Below are 16546 nucleotides of genomic sequence, written 5' to 3' on the forward strand. Positions count from 1 at the left end.
GCGAGCCCACCATTGAATGCAGCGACCCTCGTCGCGTCGCTGACGAGCGCCAGCGAGGAGGCGGCGTGACCATCCCCGACTTCACGAAGGTGGACCTCGCGTCCGGTGCGGCGCCCACGGCCGACTGGGCCGGCGGTCCGGAGGCCTGGGAGGCCCCCGAGGGCATCTCGGTCAAGCCGTTCTACGGCGCGGCCGACACCGAGGGCCTGGACTTCCTGCGCACCTACCCGGGCATCACGCCGTACCTGCGCGGGCCGTACCCGACCATGTACGCGAGCCAGCCCTGGACGATCCGCCAGTACGCGGGCTTCTCCACGGCCACCGAGTCCAACGCCTTCTACCGCCGCAACCTCGCGGCCGGCCAGAAGGGCCTGTCGATCGCGTTCGACCTGGCCACGCACCGCGGCTACGACTCCGACCACCCGCGCGTGGGCGGCGACGTCGGCATGGCGGGCGTCGCGATCGACTCGATCTACGACATGCGGCAGCTGTTCGACGGCATCCCGCTGGACAAGATGTCCGTGTCCATGACGATGAACGGCGCGGTGCTCCCGGTGCTCGCCCTCTACATCGTCGCGGCGGAGGAGCAGGGGGTGAAGCCGGAGCAGCTCGCGGGGACCATCCAGAACGACATCCTCAAGGAGTTCATGGTCCGCAACACCTACATCTACCCGCCGCAGCCGAGCATGCGGATCATCTCGGACATCTTCAGCTACACGTCCCAGAAGATGCCGAAGTTCAACTCGATCTCGATCTCCGGGTACCACATCCAGGAGGCCGGGGCGACGAACGACCTCGAGCTCGCCTACACCCTGGCCGACGGCGTGGAGTACCTGCGCGCCGGGATCGACGCCGGCCTGGACGTGGACAAGTTCGCCCCGCGGCTGAGCTTCTTCTGGGCGATCGGCATGAACTTCTTCATGGAGGTCGCCAAGATGCGGGCCGCGCGCCTGCTCTGGTCGAAGCTCGTGAACCAGTTCTCGCCCAAGAACCCGAAGTCGCTGTCGCTGCGCACCCACTCGCAGACGTCGGGCTGGTCGCTGGCCGCGCAGGACGTCTACAACAACGTGGTCCGCACCTGCATCGAGGCGATGGCGGCGACCCAGGGCCACACCCAGTCGCTGCACACGAACTCGCTCGACGAGGCGCTCGCGCTGCCCACCGACTTCTCGGCGCGGATCGCCCGCAACACCCAGCTGCTGCTGCAACAGGAGTCCGGCACCACCAAGGTCATCGACCCGTGGGGCGGCTCGTACTACGTCGAGAAGCTCACCTACGACCTGGCCCGCCGGGCGTGGGGGCACATCGCCGAGGTCGAGAAGGCCGGCGGCATGGCCCGGGCGATCGACGCCGGCATCCCGAAGCTGCGCGTCGAGGAGGCCGCGGCCCGCACCCAGGCCCGCATCGACTCCGGCCGGCAGCCGGTGATCGGCGTGAACAAGTACGTGGTCGACTCCGACGAGGTCGTCGAGGTCCTCAAGGTCGACAACGCGCAGGTGCGCCGCGAGCAGATCGAGAAGCTCGAGCGGCTGCGCGCCGAGCGGGACTCCCGTGCCGTGGACGCGGCGCTGAAGGCCCTGACCGACTCGGCCGCGGCGATCGCGGACGGCTCGGAGCGCGGCTTCGACCAGAACCTGCTGGCCCTCGCCGTCGACGCCGCCCGCGCGAAGGCCACGGTCGGCGAGATCTCCGACGCGCTGGAGAAGGTGTTCGGGCGGCACTCCGGGCAGATCAGGATCATCTCCGGCGTGTACTCCGAGGAGGCCGGGGCCAGCCCGGCGATCACCCGTGCCCGCGAGCTCGTCGGCGGGTTCGCCGAGGAGGAGGGCCGCCAGCCCCGCATCCTCGTCGCCAAGATGGGTCAGGACGGGCACGACCGCGGCCAGAAGGTGATCGCGACGGCGTTCGCCGACCTGGGCTTCGACGTCGACGTCGGCCCGCTGTTCCAGACCCCGGCCGAGGTGGCGCGGCAGGCCGTCGAGGCCGACGTCCACGTCGTCGGGGCGAGCTCGCTCGCGGCCGGGCACCTCACGCTGGTGCCCGAGCTGAAGGAGGAGCTGGCGAAGCTGGGCCGCGAGGACATCATGATCGTCGTGGGTGGCGTGATCCCGCCGGCCGACGTGCCGCAGCTGATCGACATGGGCGCCGCGGCGGTGTTCCCGCCCGGCACCGTGATCGCGGAGTCGGCCGTCGAGCTGCTCGGCAAGCTGTCGGCCGCGCTGGGTCACGGGGACCACGCGGAGTCGACGGACTGATGCCCCCGAAGCCGCCGGACGTCCCGGCACTCGCCAAGGGCGTGCTCGACGGCAACCGCACGGTCCTGGCCCGCGCGATCACCCTCGTCGAGTCCAAGCGCGCCGACCACCGGCAGGCGGCCCAGCAGCTGCTCCTGGAGCTGCAGCCGCACGCCGGCGGCGCGACGCGGGTCGGGATCTCCGGCGTGCCGGGGGTCGGCAAGTCGACCTTCATCGAGGCGCTCGGCACCCGGCTGACGGGGGACGGGCACAAGGTGGCGGTCCTGGCCGTCGACCCGTCGTCCACCCGGACGAAGGGGTCGATCCTGGGCGACAAGACCCGGATGGCCGCCCTCGCCGTCGACGACAACGCCTTCATCCGGCCCTCGCCGAGCGCCGGCACGCTCGGCGGGGTCGCCCGGCGCACGCGCGAGACGATGGTGCTGATGGAGGCCGCGGGCTACGACGTCGTGCTGGTCGAGACGGTCGGCGTCGGCCAGTCCGAGGTCACCGTGGCCGGGATGGTCGACACCTTCCTGTTCCTCACCATCGCCCGCACCGGCGACCAGCTGCAGGGGATCAAGAAGGGGATCCTGGAGCTGGCCGACGTCGTCGCGGTGAACAAGGCCGACGGCCCGCACGAGCGCGAGGCGAAGGCCGCGGCCCGGGACCTCGCCGGTGCGCTGCACATGATGGCGCCGGCGAGCGAGCACTGGCGGCCGAAGGTGCTCTCGTGCAGCGCGCAGACCGGGAAGGGCCTCGACAAGGTCTGGGGCACGGTCCTCGAGCACCGCGCGGCCCTGGAGAAGGCCGGCGAGCTCGCGACGCGCCGGGCCGACCAGCAGGTCGAGTGGATGTGGGCGATGGTCCGCGACCAGCTGATGGACCGGCTCACCAGCGACCCGGGGGTGAAGAAGCGTCTGCCCGCGCTCACCGACGAGGTCCGTACCGGGGAGCTGACGCCCACGCTGGCCGCCCAGGAGATCCTCGACCTCCTCGGCTGAGCCACGGGAGTCGCCCCGGACGCGCCGGGACCCGGACGAGACAGACGGCGCAGGTCGGCGCATGCTGGGAACGTGACGGACGTGGCGGGCCGGTCCCGGGAGCGCGCACAGGCGCACCCCGGCGAGCCCCCCCGCCCGGACGAGGGCCGGGGGCCCGGCCCGGCTCCGGGAGCGTCCGGTCCGACCGACACACCGAGGCCCGCCCAGCCCGACACGCCCGTGTCCGGCCCACCCGACACGCCCGTGTCCGGCCCACCCGACACACCCGTGTCCGGCCCACCCGACACGCCGGTGTCCGGGCCGCCCGGCTCGCTGCCCGCCCCGCCCGACGCCCCGACCGTCCGGCTCACGGCCGGCGGCGACCCCCGGCCCTACGGCCGGCACGGCGCCTGGGTCCTGATGAAGCGCACGCTCGTCCGGGCGTGGGACGACAACATCTTCAGCGAGTCGGCGGCCGCCGCGTTCTGGCAGACGCTGTCCCTGCCGCCGCTGCTCCTGGGCCTGCTGGGCAGCCTCGGCTACATCGGCGGCTGGTTCGGCCCCGACACCATCGACCTCGCCGAGCAGCAGATCATCCGCGGCGTCTCCACGGTGTTCAGCCGCAACGTCGTCGACGAGATCATCGCCCCGACCGTCTCGACACTGCTCACCACCGGCCGCAGCGAGCTGGTGTCGCTGGGCTTCGTGATCTCGCTGTGGTCCGGGTCGTCGGCCATGTCGTCGTTCGTCGACGCGATCACGCGGGCGCACGACCAGTACGGTGTCCGCAATCCCGTGTGGCAACGGATGCTGGCGCTGCTCATGTACCTCGTGGCGCTGGTCGGCGGGATCATCTCCCTGCCGCTGCTGGCCCTCGGACCCGACCGGCTGCCGAAGCTGCTGCCCGCCTCCTGGCAGGACCCGGCCGTCACGCTGATCGGCTGGCTGTACTACCCGGTGCTCGCGTTCGGGCTGGTCCTGGCGCTGACCACGCTCTACAAGCTCGCCCTGCCGGCGAAACCGCCCTGGCACCGCGGGCTGCCGGGCGCGCTGCTCGCCGCCGTGGTGTTCCTGGCCGGGGTCACCGCGCTGCGGGTCTACATCAGCTGGCTCACCACCACCGGCTACACCTACGGCGCCCTCGCCGCCCCGATCGCGTTCCTGCTCGCCGCGTTCTTCATCGGGCTCGCGATCGTGCTGGGCGCGCACTTCAACGCCGCCGTCCAGCACTACTGGCCCAAGCGGCTCAAGGACCGGCGGAACGTCGTGCCACAACCGCCCCATTCGTAACGATTGCGAGATCCGCTCCGAACGCCCGCGGTCGACGACGACCACGGAGGTGTCCGCGAGTGCTGACCCCGGGCGAGACCAAGGACCTGATGCGGCGCTTCGAGGCCGCGATGAACGAGCGCCGGCTCGACGACCTGGACGCGTTCATCGCGCCCGACGTCGTGCGGCACTGCGAGGCGACGCCCGCCGTCGTCGTCACGAACCTGGACCAGCTCAAGGACTTCCTGCGGTTCGACGCCGCGGTCTTCCCGGACAACAAGCAGACCTTCGAGCACATCGTCGTCGACGGGGACATGGTCGGGCTCTGGGCGACCTACGAGGGCACCCAGGACGGCGACCTCGGCCCGTTCCCGGCCACCGGGAAGTACGCCAAGATCAGCTTCGGGGCCGTGTTCCGGATGGCCGAGGGCAAGATCGCCGAGTGGTGGATCACCTGGGACAACATGGCGATCCTCCGCCAGCTCGGGCACCTGCAGGGCTGACACCCGCGGGTGTGCGGGGCAGGATGCCGCACATGACCTCACCGGGGGCGTGGCTGCGCCGCCACGACCCCGGGCTGGTCGCCGTCCGGCGGGCGGCGCGCGTCACGGTCGTCGCGTGCCTGGGGTTCTACGTCTGCCGGTACGTCCTCGGCGAGCCGGACATGGCCGCGTACGCGCTGTTCGGGGCCGTCGCGCTCGGGGCGCTCTCGCAGATCCCCGGCCCGCCACCCCGCCGCGCGCGGACGCTCCTGGCGATGCTGCCCGTCGGGGCCGTGCTGATCACCCTCGGCACGCTGCTGTCCTTCGACCTCGTCGCGGCGACGGCCGGGATGTTCGTCCTCGGCTTCGCGGTGAGCTACGTGGGCGTGGGCGGCCCACGGCTGGTGGGACTCGCCGCCGGGACGCAGCTGCTCTACATCCTCCCGTGCTTCCCGCCGTTCGACCCCGGCTCGCTGGGCTGGCGCGTCGCGGGGTTCGCGCTCGCCGTGGTGCTGCTGACGGCCGCCGAGCTGGTGCTCTGGCCCGACCGCAGCCCGCCGCCCTACACCGACCGGCTGGCCGCGGCCGTCGGCGCGCTCGCCGGGTGTCTCGACGCCGTGGCCGACGCCTGGACCGGCCGCGGCCGGGACCGGCTCGAGGCCCTCCTGCCCGAGGCGGTCGACGCCGCCGAGGCCCTCCGGCCCTCGCAGCTGCCTCCCGGCCAGGCCCCGGCGTCGGCCGGTCGTCGGGACCACGCCCTGGCCACGGCGGCCGGGACGGCGCGCCTGCTGCTCGGGCGGACCGCCGACCTCGCCCTGGCCGACGACCGGGACGCCTCGGACCTGCCCGCCGCCGCGGCCCTGCTCCGCGTGGTGTCCGGCTGTGCCGCGGCCGCCGCCGCGTGGCTGCGCGGCGAGGGCGAGCTCCCGGACACCGACCGCATCGGCGCGGCCCTGCGCGAGTTCCGGGCGGCCCGTGCGGCCGTCCCGCCGGACGGCATCCCGCCGGAACGCCTGCGGCTCGGCTCGATGGTCCTGCAGCTGGGGGAGTGGACGAAGACCCTGGTCACGGCGTTGCGGGTGGCCGGGGGCGCACCGATCCCGCCCGACACGACGCCACCCTCGGCCAGGCCCGGGGTCTTCTGGTTCGCCCGAGAGCCGGAGTGGGCGCTGCTCTGGCACCGGCTGCGCGAGCACCTCACGCCACGCTCGGTCTACTTCCAGGGTGCCCTCCGGCTCGCCGTGGCCCTCGCCGTCGCCCGGCTGCTGGCCGGGCTGTTCGACCTGTCCCACGGGTTCTGGGTGCTGCTCACCATCCTCACCGTGCTGCGCACGACGGCGGCCGAGACCCGCGCGCTGCTGCGGCCCGCCCTGATCGGCACCACGATCGGCGCGCTCATCGCCGCCGGGCTGCTCGTGCTGGGCGTGCCGCCGACGACCTACGCGATCCTGCTGCCCTTCGTGATGCTCGTCGGCTTCGCGGCCGGGCCGCTGCTCGGGCCCGGCTGGGCGCAGGCGCTGTTCACGCTGGTCATCTCGCTGGTGTTCGCCCAGGTCAGCCCCGCGGACTGGCACCTCGCCGAGGCCCGGCTGCTCGACGTCGCCGTCGGCGCCGCGATCGGCGTGGTCATCGGCCTGATCGCCTGGCCCCGTGGCGGGAGCGGGGAGCTGCACCGCGCCGCGGCGGAGTTCCTCGCCGACGCCGCGGGCGTGGTCCGCGAGACGGTGCGGGTGGTCGCCGAGGGCGCCCGGCCCGCCGACGCCCTGCCCCGTGCCCGCCGCACCGGCCGCCTCGCCGAGGCCTCCTTCGCGCTGTACCAGAGCGAACGGCACCCCCGCCCGGGCGTCGTCGACTGGCAGGCGACCCTCGTGGCCGGGCACCACGCCGTCCGCGGCGCCGAGGCGCTGGTCCGCGAGTGCCCGACCGGCCGGCTCCTCACCTGCGTCGGCCCGCTGGACCTGGCCGCCGCCGACGTCGCCGCCCGCTTCGAGCACGTCGCCCTCGGGCTCGCGCGCCGCGACCGCACGGCCCTCACCGCGCCGACCCTCCCGCCGCCGGACCTCGACTGGCCCACGGACCTCGGCGTGGACCTCTACCACCTCGCCGACCTGCGGGTCTGGCTCGACGGACTGCGGGACGACCTCTCCCGGGTCCTCGCCGCTCGGACCGGTGCGCCCGAGCCGGCGGTCGACGTCCGCGTCAGGCTGGCCGGGATCGCGGACGGGGCGCCGGGGTAGGGCGGGGTGATCATCGGTCGTGGACGCGGGCGGTGGGTTGTCGACCCTCCGGGTCCACGGTCGACGATCACGGTGCCCGACAGGAGCGTCGCCGTGGTCCTCAGCGTCGAAGCGCGGCGAGGGCGGACCCGACGGCGTTCTGCAGCAGGCCGGCCTCCGAGGGCAGGGTGAGCCAGGTGAAGCCCAGTTCGCGGTAGGTCGGGGCCCAGTCCGGGGCGCCGCAGTAGACCCCGACCGGCATCCCCGCCTCCCGGCACTGGCCGGTGACGGACCGGAGGAGGTCGCGGTACCCGTCGTCGTCGAGCGGCGGGATCGCGGCCCGGCCCGAGCTCAGCGAGAGGTCCGACGGCCCGACGAAGATCGCGTCCACGCCCTCGACCTGCAGGATCGCCGGGAGGTCCGCGACCGCGGCCATCGTCTCGACCATGATCACGCAGCGGCCCCGGGCGAGGACGTCCGCGCCGGTCCAGCCCACCCGCGTCGGCCCGAAGCTGCGCACCCCGGCCGGCGGGTACGCGCACGCGGCGGCGGCCGTCGCGGCCTCGGCGGCGGAGTCGACCAGCGGGACGATCACCCCGTCCGCCCCGCGGTCGAGCGCCCTGGCGATCGGGTCCGGGGCGTTGTGCGGCACGCGGACCAGGGTGGGGACGCCGCGTAGCGCCTGGAGCGTGGCGAGCAGCGAGTCGTCGCCGAGGAGGCCGTGCTGGGCGTCGAGGCAGACGACGTCCACGCCGGAGGAGCCGACGATCTCGGCCGCGGTGGGGGAGGGCAGCTGACACCAGCCGGCGACGGCGCCGTCGAAGGAGAGGGTCATGACCGAAGACCCTGCCCCCTCGGCGCGCCTCGCGGGAACCGGGGTGCGGCCACCGTAGGGTCACGCGGTGCTCGGGGTCAGTCACGCCACGTCCGGAGCGGCCCTCGGGCTCGCGGTCGCGGGGCTCGCCCCGCAGGCGGTGGGCACGGCCCCGACGGCAGGCACGATCCTGACCTTCGCCGGCGTGACGGCCGGGGCGGCGCTGCTGCCCGACCTCGACCACCCGTCGTCGACGGCGAGCCGCCGGTTCTCGTGGGCCTCCTGGCTCGCCGCGCACGCCGTCCGGCCGCTGTCGGCCCTGGTCTTCCGCCTGACCCGCGGCCCCCGCGACTCCGGGCGCGGCACGCACCGCGGCCTGACCCACACGCTGGCCGGCGCGCTGCTGCTCGCCGCGGGCGTGGGCGTCGCGAGCGCGCGCTGGGGCACGCCGGTCACCGCCGGGGTGCTGTTCGTCTGCCTGGCGCTGGCGATCAAGGGGCTCGACGGCCTGGTCCCCGGCCCGCCGTCGCTGGTGATCGCCGCCGGTCTGACCTGGGTGGCCGAGGAGTACCTCCCCGGCGGCACCGCGGGGACGGCCGGTTGGCTCGGCCTCGCCGTCGGGCTCGGGATGCTCGTGCACTCGCTGGGCGACGCCGTGACCGAGTCCGGGGCCCCGCTGCTGTGGCCCTTCCCGATCCGCGGCCGGCACTGGTACCCGATCGGCAGCCCGCGGCCGCTGCGGTTCCGCGCCGGCGGCCGCGTGGAGGCGCTGCTGGTGGCGCCCCTGCTCACCCTCGGCACCCTCGCGCTGGCGGTCTATGTCGTGCCCGGGGCCCTCGACGTCCTACTGGACCTGCGCGCCCGGCTCGTCGCGGGCGGATGATGGTCGACGTGAGCGACTGGAGCCTGCCCGGCCGGCCCGTGATCGGGATCCTGCACCCCGGGGCGATGGGCGCCGCCCTCGGCTCTGCCCTGAAGGCCCGGGCCGGCGCCGTGATCTGGGCCGACGCGGGGCGGTCCCAGGCCACCTCCAAGCGCGCCGAGCTGGCCGACCTGGTCGCCGTGCCGGACGTCGGGGAGCTGGCCCGGCGCGCCCACGTCGTGATCTCGATCTGTCCGCCCGGGGCCGCCCTCGACGTCGCCGGGCAGGTCGCCGAGGCCGTCGCGGGGCAGGACCGCACCCCGCTCTACGTCGACGCGAACGCCGTCTCGCCCGCCACGGTCGCGGCCATCGGCGAGCTCCTCCCGGACGACGCCGTGGTCGACGGGGCGGTGATCGGCCCGCCGGCCTGGGAGGCGGGCACCACCGTCCTGTGGCTCTCGGGGCCGCACGCCGCGACCGTCGAGGCCCTGTTCGCCGGGACCCCCTTCACAGCGCGCACCCTCGGCCCCGAGCCGGGCACCGCGAGCGCGCTCAAGGCCTGCTTCGCGCTGCAGAGCAAGGCGCTGCCGGCGATCTGGCTGGCTCTCGACGAGGCGGCCCGCACTCTCGGGGTCGACGGCCCGCTCCGTGAGGAACTGGCCCGGACCGGTGTGGACTACCCGGCCGAGCTGGGCGCGGTGGCGGCGCGCGCGAAGGAGAAGGGCTGGCGGTGGGTCGCGGAGATGGAGGAGGCGGCCGACGCCCTGGCCGCGGCCGGGGTGCCCGACGGCTTCTCCCGCGCCGCGGCCGAGATGTACCGGCGCGCCTGATCTCCCGACTCGCGGGTCAGGAACTCCCGACTCGCGGGTCAGGAATTCCCGACTCGTGCGCCGGGGGCTCAGCTCGACGGGCCGAACCGCTCCACCCGGATCCGGTCCGTGCCGACGTCGAGCCCCGTGAGCAGGTCGGTGGCGGTGTCGCAGAAGGGCGGTGTGCCGCAGACGAAGACCGTCTGCGCCGGCAGCAGGAGCGGCTCGAGGTCCGCCGCCGTGATCCGGCCCGGCGGCCGCGCGTACCCGGGCGGCACCTCGCGGGTGTAGACGATCGTGGTCTCCGGCCCGGGCAGCTCGTCGCCGTAGTAGAGGGCCGCCGGCGTGCGTGCCGAGACGATCAGCCGGAAGAGCTTCGACCCCGCGATCCGGGCGGAGCGCAGCATCGCCATGAGCGGCACCACCCCGGACCCGCCGGCCACGCCGAGCGCCGGCGCGTCCCCGGGCCAGGCGAACCAGCCGCCGATCGGCCCGCGGACCTCGAGCTGGTCCCCGGGCTCGACGACCTCGTGCAGGAACTCCGACACCTCGCCGCCGGGCAGGAGCTCGACGGTCAGGTCGATCTCGTCCGTGCCCGGGACCGACGCCACGGAGTAGTCCCGCTGCGCGGTGTAGCCGTCCTCCGCGGTCAACCTGACCACGTAGTACTGACCGGCGATGTGCCCGGACTCCGCCGGGAGCTTGAGCCGGAAGGTCTTCGCCGTGGGCGTCTCCCGCCGGACGTCGAGGACCGTCGCCGTCTGCCAGACCGCCATCAGTCCCCCTGGTAGCGCTGCTCGAGCCAGGGGTCGCCCCGGTCGTGGTAGCCGTTGCGCTCCCAGAAGCCCTGCTCGTCCTCGGCCATGACCCGCAGGCCGGAGGCCCACTTCGCGCTCTTCCAGAAGTACAGGTGCGGCACGAGCAGCCGGGCCGGACCGCCGTGCTCGACGGTCAGCGGCCGTCCGTCCGCCTGCCACACGACCCAGGCCCTGCCGCCGGTCACGTCGGCCAGCGGGAGGTTCGTGGTGTAGCCGGTGTGCGCCGTGGCCATGACGAACTTCGCCTCGGGCTGCACGCCCACGGCGTCGAGCAGGGTGTCGACCGAGACGCCGTCGAACGTCATGCCCAGCTTCGACCACGTGGTGACGCAGTGGATGTCCCCGGAGTACCGCGAGCCGGGCAGGGCGTGGATCTCGTCCCAGGTCCAGCTGCGCGGGCGGTCGACGAGGCCCTCGATCGTGAAGGTCCAGCGGTCCGTGCCGATCCGCGGGGTGGCCTCCGCGTTGAGCACGGGCCAGTCGTCCTTCGCGTCGTACTGGCCCGGGGGCAGCCGCGGGTCGCGCGTCGCCCGGCCGCGCCCGGTGAATCCTCGGGTGATCGCCATTCCCGTCCCTTCGCCGGTCCTACCGGGACACAGCATGGCGGACCGGGGCGACATTCCCGCGCCCGGAGCGGTGTGAGGTCGTCAGGCGCGGTTGAGCCCCGGTTCGCGGTCCGGGATCACGAACGACCCGGCGGTGCGGATCGGCAGGTCCGGCGTCGTCACGGCGTCGAGCACCCGGAAGTCCGCGGTGACCTGCCCGGGCTCGTAGCGCGCCCGGAGGTACCCGCGGCGGTTGCTGCGGAACCTCAGGTGCGGGTTGGTGTGCAGGTCGGGGTGGTCGGTGGCGGCGTCGCCGTCACCACCGGAGGTGATGGAGCTGGAGACGAGCTCGGTGCCGACGGTCGGCGACGCCGGGTCGGCGTAGTCCGTCTTGATCTCGTTGGCCCAGTGGATGTGCACGTCGCCGGTGAGGACCACGGCGTTGCGCACCCCGGCGTCGACCCAGCTGCGGGTGACCCGGTGGCGGGAGGCGGCGTAGCCGTCCCAGCCGTCCATCGAGAACTTCTCGGGCGCGCCCGGGTCGGTGTCGCGCTGCGCGAAGAACACCTGCTGGCCGAGCACGTCCCAGCGGGCCCGGGACCGGCGGAAACCGTCGGCGAGCCAGCGCTCCTGCGCGGCCCCGGGCAGCGACCGGGCCGGGTCCAGCCGCTGCGCGCAGCCGACGCGCTGCCCGTCGCCGCAGGCCTGGTCGTCGCGGTACTGCCGGGTGTCGAGCATGTGGAAGGTGGCCAGGCCGCCCCACTCGACCCGGCGGTACAGCTGCATGTCGTACCCCCGCGGCACCGACGCGCGCCGCAGCGGCATGTTCTCGTAGTAGGCGCGGAAGGCGGCGGCCCGGCGGGCGAGGAAGGCCTCCCGGGTCTGGTCGTCCTCGGGCACGTCGCCGGCCCAGTCGTCGTCGGTCTCGTGGTCGTCCCACACGACCACCCACGGGGCGACGGCGTGCGCGGCCTGCAGGTCCGGGTCGCTGCGGTACTGCGCGTACCGCTGCCGGTACCCGGCCAGCTCGGTGGTCTCGGCGCCGGCGACGGACCGCACGGACCTCTGCGGAGTCGGGTACTCGTACTGGTAGTCGCCGAGGTGCAGGACGAGGTCGGGCTCGTCCTCGGCGAGCCGCCGGTAGGCCGTGAAGTAGCCGATGGGGTAGTTCGAGCAGGACGCGACGCAGGTCGTCAGCGCCGCACCGACGGCGCCGGCCGGGGGAGCGGTGCGGGTCCGGCCCGCCGGGGACACCGCCCCGTCGGCCCGGAACCGGTAGAAGTACTCGCGGCCCGGCGCCAGGCCGGTCGTCTCGACGTGCACGGAATGCGCGGCCTCGGGCACGGCGTCGACCGTCCCGCGCTGCTCGATCACGGTGAAGCGCTCGTCCCGGGCCACCTCCCACTCGACCGGCACCACCCGCGCGGGCATGCCCCCCAGGCCGTCGGCCGCGAGGGGATCCGGCGCCAGCCGGGTCCACAGGACCATGCCGTCGGACGAGGGATCACCGGAGGCGACGCCGAGGGTGAACGGGTCGCGGGCGGACCTCGACGGGATGCGTGGGCCCGCGGCGGTGAGGACCCCGGTGGCGGCGGTGGTGGTGAGGGCGGCTCCGAGCAGGAACAGGCGGCGGCCGAACGGCGGGAGCGCCATGTCCCCCATGCGACGCAGTGGGGTTGACCGCGGCCCCTCGTCCCGGGTGATCCGCACGCCACCTCCCGGTGAACAGCCGGGCTCAGCCGGCCGCGAGGCCCGGCAGCCTGCGGTCCAGCGCGAGCGCGCCGAACCCGAGCCCGACGAACAGGACGGCCACCACCAGGCAGTTGATCGCGACCCGCGCGTAGCCGTGCGCGACGACGTCGACGAACGGGTACGGGTACCAGTCGATCACCGCCCCGCGGACGAGCGTGAACGCCAGCCACGCGAGCGGGTAGACCGCGGAGAGCAGCACGACGTCCCGGTCCACCAGCCCACGCGGGCCGAACAGCAGCCACCCGAGGACGGCGAACAGCGGCGTGATCATGTGGCACAGGACGTTGGCGACCTCGTGCAGGCCCTGCGGGTTCGCGGTCTGGGCCAGCACCAGGTTGTAGACGATGCCGGTGACGGCGATGGCCACCACGGCGTCGAGCAGCAGGATCCGCATCGCGCGGGAGTCCCGCTCGGGGTCGATCGTCAGGAGCACGTACGCGATCCCGACGACCAGGTTGCTGAGGATCGTGAAGAACGCGAACACGTTGGCCACGCGCGAACCGGTGCTGGCGAAGATCGAGTACGGGCTGGAGTGGACCGCCGTCGCCACCACCTGCAGCACGACCCCGAGCAGGGCGAGCGCCCCCACGAGCCCGAACCACGGCCGGGCGAGCGGGAGGTAGCGGGGCACCGGAGGACTCTAGCCGCGGATCCGCCGGTCCGACGGGCGGCGAGGACGGCCGACGACGACCACGCCGACAGGTGACGGTCGCGCTTGTCCCCTTTCGGCGGATTCGTCCGACCTCGACGGTGACCCTGGGCAGCACGGTCATCACCCGTTCGCCGGAGATGGAGCACGGAGAGCGATCGTCATGCCGGTGGAACGCCGGTGTCACGGCTGCGTAACACACGGCCGGGACGGTGCGAGGCGCTCCACGCTCCGCACGCCGTGATCAGGGAGACGCATGACGCCCGCCGACGACCTCGACATCGGCTTCACCGGTGCCCGCTTCGGCGGCGCACCCCGGAAGAGGCGGCGCAAGAAGGGCGAGGCGCCCGCGCAGAACCAGCCCGAGCGGCGGACCGCGGACGAGGCGGACACGGCGGCGATGCCGGTCGTCGGCGAGGCGCCCGCCGCACCCGGCCCGGCGCCCGTCGCCGATCCCGCCGAGGCCGGCGAGCTCACGGGCCTCCACGAGGCTCCCGCCGTGGGGTGCACCGGCGCCCGGTTCGGCGGGTCCTCCCGCCGCCGCCGCGACCGCGACGAGCACCCGGAGCCGGTGCCGGTGGTGGCCGGACCGGTGGCCCTGCCGCCGCTGTCCCCGCCCGTGGTCGAGGACGTCGACGAGGAGTACGTGCAGGACGACGCCGGCCGCTCGCTGGCGGTGCGGCCGTACTTCTACACCAAGGGCCGCACCCGGTCCCGCTACGAGCTGGCGATCGAGACGCTGGTGTCCACGCCGCCCGCGGCCCTGCGCCGCCCGGAGCTGGCCGAGCACACCGCGATCCTCGAACTGTGCCGCGAGCCCCGGTCCATCGCCGAGATCGGCGCGATCACGGGGATGCCGCTCGGCGTGGCCCGGGTCGTGGTCGGCGACCTCGCGGTGACGGGCGGGCTCGAGGTGCACCGCACCGTCACGGCCGAGGGCCCCGACCTGGCCCTGATGGAGCGGGTGCTGAGCGGCCTCCGACGACTGTGAGCGCCGACCGGCGACCCTGCCCGTTCGGCCGGTCCGGCGGGCGCGCGGGGCCGCGATGTGGCACAACTCGTCCATGAGCGACTTCCTGGCCCCGCCCGTCCCGGTCGTCCCCGCGCCGTTCCACACGCCCGAGCGGGAGAAGCTGCAGGAGCAGGCGCGCGCCTTCGCCGCCGAGCGCGTCCTGCCGGTCGCCGACGAGCTCGACAAGGTCAAGGGCGAGATCCCGCGGTCGCTGCTCGACGAGATGGCCGAGCTCGGCTACTTCGGCATCACGGTGCCGCGCGAGCACGGCGGGCTGGGGCTGGGGGCCTTCGAGTACTGCATGATCGCCGAGGAGCTGGCCCGCGGCTGGATGAGCGTGGGCAGCATCATCGCCCGCGCCCAGGGCGCCGGCACCGGCGTGGCGGACGAGACGCGCCGGGCGGAGCTGCTGCGCCGCAGCGCCGCCGGCACCTGGATCGGGGCCATCGCCCTCTCCGAGCCCGATGCCGGGTCGGACCTCGCCGCCGTCGCCACCCGGGCGGAGCGGGACGGCGACGACTTCGTGATCACCGGTCGCAAGCGGTGGATCGGCAACGCGAAGGCCGCGGACTTCCTGCAGATCCTCGTGCGGACGGCGGACCCGGAGCCGGGGGAGAAGCGGTCCGCGGGACTGGCGACCCTCGTCCTCGAGAAGGAGCGGGACACCTTCCCCGAGGGCCTCTCCGGCACCCCGATCGACAAGATCGGCTATCACGGCTTCGTGACGTGGGACCTGGAGTTCGACGGGCTGCGGGTCCCGGCCGCGAACCTGCTCGGCGAGCAGGGCTTCGCGGAGGCCCAGCAGTGGCTCAACATCGCCCGCGTGCACACCGCGGCCCGTGCGGTGGGGCTCGCCCGGGGCGCCGTCGAGGACTGCATCGTCTACCTGCAGGAGCGCGAGCAGTTCGAGCACCCGATCGGCGACTTCCAGGCCATCCGGTTCAAGCTGGCCACGATGGCCGCGAAGGTCGAGCAGGCGCGGTCGTTCTACCAGCACGTCGCGCAGCGGCTGGACCAGGGCGAACCGTGCGAGCGGGAGACGGCGATGGTGAAGCTGCTGGCCACCGAGATGGCCGCCGAGGTCACCGGGGACGGCATCCAGCTGCACGGCGGCAACGGCTACACCACCGAGCACCGCGTCGAGCGCTACTGGCGCGACGCCCGCCTCACCACGATCTTCGAGGGCACCAGCGAGATCCAGCAGAAGATCATCGCCGACCGGCTGCTCCCGCGCAGCCCGCTGGGCTGAGATCCTGATCGGGTGACCGACGGTGCTGTCAGTGAAACCGGGGGTGGCGCCGCGCAGCGCGTCGTGGACCACCCGGTGCTCGACGTCCTGGCGCGGGTAGGGCTCGTCGCCTACGGCCTGGTGCACCTGCTGATCGCCGTGCTCGCCGTGCGGATCGCGCTCGGCGCGGGTGGGCAGGCGGACAAGGCGGGCGCCCTGCAGTCCGTCGCCGCCACCGCCGCGGGGCGGGTGGTGCTCTGGCTCGTCGTCGGCGGGCTGGTCGCGCTCGTGGCCGACCGGCTCGTGCAGGCCGCGTTCGGGCACCGCGGGCTGCCCCGGGTGCCGCGCCTGCGCCGCACGGCCGTCGACGTGGCCGAGGCGGTCGTCTACGCGCTGCTGGCGAAGACCGCGGCGGACGTGGCGGCGGACGGCGGCGCCGAGCCGTCGTCGACCCCGCTGCCGTCGCTGCTGCTCGGCCTGCCGGGCGGGCGGTTCCTGCTCGGGGCGGCCGGCCTGGGCGTGGTCACCGTGGCCGGGTACGCGGCGTACCGCGGGATCAGCGGTGCGTTCCGCCGCGACCTCGATCTCCGCGGGGCGGGCCTGCGCCGGTCGCTGCTGGTCATGCGACTGGGCCGGGTGGGCTGGACCGCGCTCGGCAGCGCGTACGTCCTGTCCGGCGGCCTGCTCGTGATCGCCGCGGTGCAGCACGATCCCGCCCAGCCGACCGGCCTCGACGCCGCGCTCAAGGGCCTGAGCGGGCACGCCGTGGGGCCCGCCGTGCTGATCGTGCTGGCCGCGGGGCTCGTGGTCTTCGCGGTCTACACGCTCTTCCACGCCCGCCACCGCGCGGCATAACGCCTCCGGCGAGGGCAG

General features: G+C 74.3%; 15 protein-coding genes. 10 read left to right on the forward strand and 5 right to left on the reverse strand.

Annotated features, from left to right (window positions below):
- The first annotated feature begins 65 nt into the window (after nt 1-65).
- The 5 genes from scpA (at nt 66) to ACQP04_RS17940 (ending at nt 7205) form a co-directional block, all read left to right on the forward strand.
- A complete protein-coding gene (scpA, locus tag ACQP04_RS17920) occupies nt 66-2255 on the forward strand; it encodes a methylmalonyl-CoA mutase (protein WP_433508171.1) in 2190 nt (729 codons plus the stop codon).
- Nucleotides 2255-3238, forward strand: coding sequence for a methylmalonyl Co-A mutase-associated GTPase MeaB (gene meaB, locus ACQP04_RS17925; RefSeq protein WP_433508172.1), 984 nt, complete (start codon nt 2255-2257; stop codon nt 3236-3238). The genes scpA and meaB overlap by 1 nt, the downstream gene beginning before the upstream one ends.
- Before the next feature lie 267 nt (nt 3239-3505).
- A complete protein-coding gene (locus ACQP04_RS17930) occupies nt 3506-4507 on the forward strand; it encodes a YihY/virulence factor BrkB family protein (protein ID WP_433508173.1) in 1002 nt (333 codons plus the stop codon).
- A 59-nt stretch (nt 4508-4566) separates the two neighbouring features.
- On the forward strand, nt 4567-4989 hold the full coding sequence (locus ACQP04_RS17935; RefSeq protein ID WP_433508174.1) for an ester cyclase: 423 nt from the start codon (nt 4567-4569) through the stop codon (nt 4987-4989).
- Nucleotides 4990-5021: 32 nt separating this feature from the next.
- Complete coding sequence (locus tag ACQP04_RS17940; protein ID WP_433508175.1) at nt 5022-7205, forward strand: FUSC family protein; 2184 nt, start codon at nt 5022-5024, stop codon at nt 7203-7205.
- Between the two features lie 100 nt (nt 7206-7305).
- Here ACQP04_RS17940 and ACQP04_RS17945 read toward each other — a convergent pair whose 3' ends face one another.
- Complete coding sequence (locus ACQP04_RS17945; protein WP_433508176.1) at nt 7306-8019, reverse strand: HpcH/HpaI aldolase family protein; 714 nt, start codon at nt 8017-8019, stop codon at nt 7306-7308.
- A gap of 67 nt (nt 8020-8086) precedes the next feature.
- On the opposite strand from ACQP04_RS17945, the gene ACQP04_RS17950 reads away from it, so the two are divergent.
- Both ACQP04_RS17950 and ACQP04_RS17955 read left to right on the forward strand, forming a co-directional pair.
- Nucleotides 8087-8881 (forward strand): metal-dependent hydrolase, encoded by a 795-nt coding sequence (locus ACQP04_RS17950; protein WP_433508177.1) that lies wholly within the window; start codon nt 8087-8089, stop codon nt 8879-8881.
- An 8-nt stretch (nt 8882-8889) separates the two neighbouring features.
- A complete protein-coding gene (locus tag ACQP04_RS17955; RefSeq protein WP_433508178.1) occupies nt 8890-9690 on the forward strand; it encodes a DUF1932 domain-containing protein in 801 nt (266 codons plus the stop codon).
- Between the two features lie 68 nt (nt 9691-9758).
- Here the strand turns inward: ACQP04_RS17955 and ACQP04_RS17960 are convergent, their stop codons facing one another.
- The 4 genes from ACQP04_RS17960 to ACQP04_RS17975 form a co-directional block, all read right to left on the reverse strand.
- A complete protein-coding gene (locus ACQP04_RS17960) occupies nt 9759-10445 on the reverse strand; it encodes a ferredoxin reductase (protein ID WP_433508179.1) in 687 nt (228 codons plus the stop codon).
- Nucleotides 10445-11053 carry a sulfite oxidase-like oxidoreductase gene (locus ACQP04_RS17965; protein WP_433508180.1) on the reverse strand — a complete coding sequence of 203 codons (609 nt, stop codon included), beginning with the start codon at nt 11051-11053 and terminating at the stop codon, nt 10445-10447. The genes ACQP04_RS17960 and ACQP04_RS17965 overlap by 1 nt, the downstream gene beginning before the upstream one ends.
- Before the next feature lie 81 nt (nt 11054-11134).
- Nucleotides 11135-12685 carry an alkaline phosphatase D family protein gene (locus tag ACQP04_RS17970; RefSeq protein WP_433508181.1) on the reverse strand — a complete coding sequence of 517 codons (1551 nt, stop codon included), beginning with the start codon at nt 12683-12685 and terminating at the stop codon, nt 11135-11137.
- An 82-nt stretch (nt 12686-12767) separates the two neighbouring features.
- Entirely contained in the window at nt 12768-13415 is a 648-nt protein-coding gene (locus tag ACQP04_RS17975) for a Pr6Pr family membrane protein (protein ID WP_433508182.1), read from the reverse strand.
- Nucleotides 13416-13689: 274 nt separating this feature from the next.
- Between ACQP04_RS17975 and ACQP04_RS17980 the strand changes: the two genes are divergently transcribed.
- The 3 genes from ACQP04_RS17980 (at nt 13690) to ACQP04_RS17990 (ending at nt 16528) form a co-directional block, all read left to right on the forward strand.
- A complete protein-coding gene (locus ACQP04_RS17980; protein ID WP_433508183.1) occupies nt 13690-14424 on the forward strand; it encodes a DUF742 domain-containing protein in 735 nt (244 codons plus the stop codon).
- Nucleotides 14425-14497: 73 nt separating this feature from the next.
- A complete protein-coding gene (locus ACQP04_RS17985; protein ID WP_433508184.1) occupies nt 14498-15694 on the forward strand; it encodes an acyl-CoA dehydrogenase family protein in 1197 nt (398 codons plus the stop codon).
- Between the two features lie 12 nt (nt 15695-15706).
- Nucleotides 15707-16528 (forward strand): DUF1206 domain-containing protein, encoded by an 822-nt coding sequence (locus ACQP04_RS17990; RefSeq protein ID WP_433508185.1) that lies wholly within the window; start codon nt 15707-15709, stop codon nt 16526-16528.
- Nucleotides 16529-16546 lie beyond the last annotated feature (18 nt).

It is taken from the genome of Pseudonocardia halophobica (genome assembly GCF_050948485.1).
In the GTDB taxonomy this organism is placed as follows: domain Bacteria; phylum Actinomycetota; class Actinomycetes; order Mycobacteriales; family Pseudonocardiaceae; genus Pseudonocardia; species Pseudonocardia halophobica.

What these genes read in the sequence shown, in the direction of transcription:
- ACQP04_RS17985 (WP_433508184.1), top strand. Translation starts at nt 14,498, where the DNA reads ATGAGCGACTTCCTGGCCCCGCCCGTCCCGGTCGTCCCCGCGCCGTTC.
- ACQP04_RS17980 (WP_433508183.1), top strand. Translation starts at nt 13,690, where the DNA reads ATGACGCCCGCCGACGACCTCGACATCGGCTTCACCGGTGCCCGCTTC.
- ACQP04_RS17970 (WP_433508181.1), bottom strand. Translation starts at nt 12,685, where the DNA reads ATGGCGCTCCCGCCGTTCGGCCGCCGCCTGTTCCTGCTCGGAGCCGCC.
- ACQP04_RS17940 (WP_433508175.1), top strand. Translation starts at nt 5,022, where the DNA reads ATGACCTCACCGGGGGCGTGGCTGCGCCGCCACGACCCCGGGCTGGTC.
- ACQP04_RS17965 (WP_433508180.1), bottom strand. Translation starts at nt 11,053, where the DNA reads ATGGCGATCACCCGAGGATTCACCGGGCGCGGCCGGGCGACGCGCGAC.
- ACQP04_RS17945 (WP_433508176.1), bottom strand. Translation starts at nt 8,019, where the DNA reads ATGACCCTCTCCTTCGACGGCGCCGTCGCCGGCTGGTGTCAGCTGCCC.
- meaB (WP_433508172.1), top strand. Translation starts at nt 2,255, where the DNA reads ATGCCCCCGAAGCCGCCGGACGTCCCGGCACTCGCCAAGGGCGTGCTC.
- ACQP04_RS17960 (WP_433508179.1), bottom strand. Translation starts at nt 10,445, where the DNA reads ATGGCGGTCTGGCAGACGGCGACGGTCCTCGACGTCCGGCGGGAGACG.